Raw genomic sequence first — 3,285 nt, 5'->3', positions numbered from 1 at the left:
AGGAATGACACCAAAGGGAGGCTTTTTCCCAGTAATAGCAGGTGTAGTAGTTTCAACAGTAGTTTCATTCCTAGTTGCATCCTTCTTTATCAAGAGGTCAAAGGATGATGAAGACTTAGATGAAGCAAAGGCAAGAGTAAAAGAACTTAAAAATAAAAAAGAAGATAAGAAGTTAAATATAAGAAAAGATGGTAGTATTAGTAAAATAGTATTTGCATGTGATGCAGGAATGGGCTCAAGTGCCATGGGAGCATCAAGACTAAGAAACAAGATAAAGAAAGCAGGCTTAGATATAGAGGTTATAAATAGTGCAATTGATCAGATACCAAATGATGCTGATATAGTTATAAGTCATAAGAGCTTAACAGATAGGGCAAAATCAGTAGCCCCTAATGCAGAACATATTCCAATAGATGACTTCTTAAATAGTCCTGTGTATGATGAATTGGTAAATAAACTAAAATAATAAAGCTGAAAGCGGCAAGGAAATCCTTGCTGCTTTTTCGCTATAAATTTAATATTGTCACTATCCGAAACAGACAAATTCAATTATCTTTACGTTGAATAACTGGGAAAGGCGGTGGTAAAATAATAATAACAAAAGAAATTATATAAAAATGTCATTAATGGTTCAAAAATTGATATGAAGGTGAGGAGGTGTATTGAAATTAACCTTAAATTAAAAGATAGGGCGAAATCTATTTTAATTATACTAGCTGATTCATCAGATGTTTTGACCATTAAACAAATTGCTAAGAAAATAGGAGTTAGTTCAAGAACTGTGCTAAGGGAAATGCCTCAAATAGAAAAATGGCTTGAAGAAAATGATTTTAAGCTTATTAAAAAACCTGGGGTAGGGATTCAATTAGATGAAGACATGGAAAATAGGACTAGATTAAGAGAATCCTTAAAGAATGAAGACATAGATAAAAGCTATACTCCAGCAGAAAGACAGTTTATATTGATTAGTGAATTACTGAAAATGAAGGAACCAGTGAAATTATATTATTTCACATCTATGTTTGATGTAACTAGTGGAACCATAACTAATGATTTAAATAAAATTGAGGGATGGTTTCGAAAGCATAATTTAGAACTAATTCGTAAGCCAGGATTTGGCGTTTATGTTGAAGGTAAAGAAGAAGCCTTTAGAAGTGCTTTGATTGATCTCTTATATGAGAATCTAGACATAAACCAATTAATTTATATTATTAATAATAAGGTTAAGGATTCAGTAGATAGACAAAGTAAAATAGAAGTTAAGGTACGTAATAGACTATTTAATTTAATAGACAAGCAAACAACGATGCAAATTGAAGAGTTAGTACAAAATATAGAAGGAAAAATGGGAAGGAAGCTTTCAGATAGTGCATTCGTAGGATTGGTTGTTCATCTTACCTTAGCAGTACAAAGGATTAAAAATAATGAAAAAATCATGATAAATAAGGAGCTTCTAGATGAATTAAAATTAACTAGTGAATTTCAATTTGCCCAACTATTAGGTGAAAGAATATCTAAAATATTTAAAGTTGACGTACCTGTCGATGAATTAGGATATATCACAATGCATTTGAGAGGGGCAAGGATATATAATTCCGACAAAATAGAGGAAGGCGGTATTCAAGAGCTCGAGCTAATTAATGTAGTTAAAGATATGCTTAAGATAGTAGAAAATGAAACAGGGTATATCCTAAGATATAATGATAAGCTCTTACTGGATTTAGTAACTCACCTTATACCAACAATAAATCGTCTTAAGTTAAACCTTAATATAAGAAATCCTTTATTGAAGGAAATAAAACAGAATTATCCAAGCTTATTTGAAATAAGTGCTAAAAGTTCAAAGGTACTAGAAGAAAAATATAATGTTAAAGTACCTGAATCAGAAATTGGATTTATTGCAATGCATTTTGGCGCAGTGTTAGAAAGAAATGCTTCTCAAAAGGAAGCAACATATAATGTGGTAGTTGTTTGTGCCAGTGGTATAGGAACTTCGAAGATGTTAGCCGCTAGGTTAGAAAAGAAATTTAAGAATATAAGTATAGTTGATATCTTGTCAACTGTTGAGATAGATAATAAGTGGCTAAGTAGCAATAATATCGAATTAATTATATCAACTACAGATATCGAAAATGAACAGGTTGAGACAGTAGTAGTAACTCCATTTCTTACAAATAAAGACATAGTAAAAATTGAAGCAAAACTCACAAAAATTAGTCAAATCAGAAAGATACAGAAAGAACCTAAGGAATACAAGTCAGAATCAGATTCAAGCTTTAAAAATAGTATGAAACTAATTAGTGAGTACAGTCGCTCGATATTACAGTTGTTAAATAATTTTTATTATGATGATAATGTCAATGCAAGTAATATTGAAGAATTGATTGAACATGTTAGTAGGACTATGGTTGAAGATGAGATAAAAAGAGAAATATTGAGTAATGAGCTTCTGGCTAGGGAGAAACTTGGACATACGATATTAAAAGATAAACAAATAATATTATTGCATTGCCGTTCAAAAATTATAGATGAGTTAAAATGTGGTGTAGTAAAGCTAAATTCTGAAGGCGATAACAAAATAATAAATCAGAAAATTAAGATAGCTTTAGTATTAATTGCTCCTAAGGAGAGCAGTAAGGCTAGCATAGAAGTAATAAGTAAAATTAGCAGGTCTTTAGTAGAAAATGAATATTTAGCTGAAAGATTAACAACTAGAGATAAAGATGAAATATATCAAGAATTAAGCAAATTATTAGATAATTTCTATACCTCTAAGGTTAAGCAAATCTAAATATTTAAACACAGAGAGAATTTAAAGGAGGAATTGATATGGGATCAAAGTCTATGAGCCATAATTCACAGGGAGGAGCAAGAATAAGGGTACAAAAGTTTGGAAGATTCCTAAGTGGAATGGTAATGCCAAATATAGGTGCTTTTATAGCATGGGGATTAATTACAGCTCTATTTATTCCTACAGGTTGGATACCTAATGAAAATTTATCCAAACTAGTAGATCCAATGATTTTGTACCTATTACCACTTCTTATTGGTTATACAGGTGGTAAGTTAGTAGCAGGTGCTAGAGGTGGAGTAGTTGGAGCTGTAGCAACAATTGGAGTTATAGTAGGGGTAGACATCCCAATGTTTATAGGTGCCATGATAATGGGTCCTTTAGGAGGATATGTAATCAAGAAATTTGATGACGCTGTAGAAGGTAAAATTCCAGAAGGATTTGAAATGTTAGTAAACAACTTCTCAGCAGGAATCTTAGGTATGGTAGTAGCA

General features: G+C 31.4%; 2 protein-coding genes and 1 pseudogene. All 3 read left to right on the top strand.

Features of this window, described 5'->3' with window-relative positions; translation table 11 throughout:
* Nucleotides 1-466: pseudogene (locus JMO20_RS19820) on the top strand (PTS mannitol transporter subunit IICB); the annotation flags it as partial.
* Nucleotides 467-643: 177 nt separating this feature from the next.
* Complete coding sequence (locus JMO20_RS19815; protein WP_202711595.1) at nucleotides 644-2,791, top strand: BglG family transcription antiterminator; 2,148 nt, start codon at nucleotides 644-646, stop codon at nucleotides 2,789-2,791.
* Between the two features lie 38 nt (nucleotides 2,792-2,829).
* Nucleotides 2,830-3,285: PTS transporter subunit EIIC (locus tag JMO20_RS19810; protein WP_279380193.1), on the top strand; the 456-nt coding region annotated here is incomplete at its 3' end.

The sequence above is a fragment of the Sporosalibacterium faouarense genome (assembly GCF_016765695.1).
GTDB classification, from domain to species: domain Bacteria; phylum Bacillota; class Clostridia; order Tissierellales; family VENL01; genus Sporosalibacterium; species Sporosalibacterium faouarense.
The sequence above is the reverse complement of the archived record's forward strand: the minus strand, read 5'-3'. Positions and strand labels throughout refer to the sequence as shown.

Coding starts and splice junctions, on each gene's coding strand:
- JMO20_RS19815 (WP_202711595.1), top strand. CDS start 644: ATGAAGGTGAGGAGGTGTATTGAAATTAACCTTAAATTAAAAGATAGG.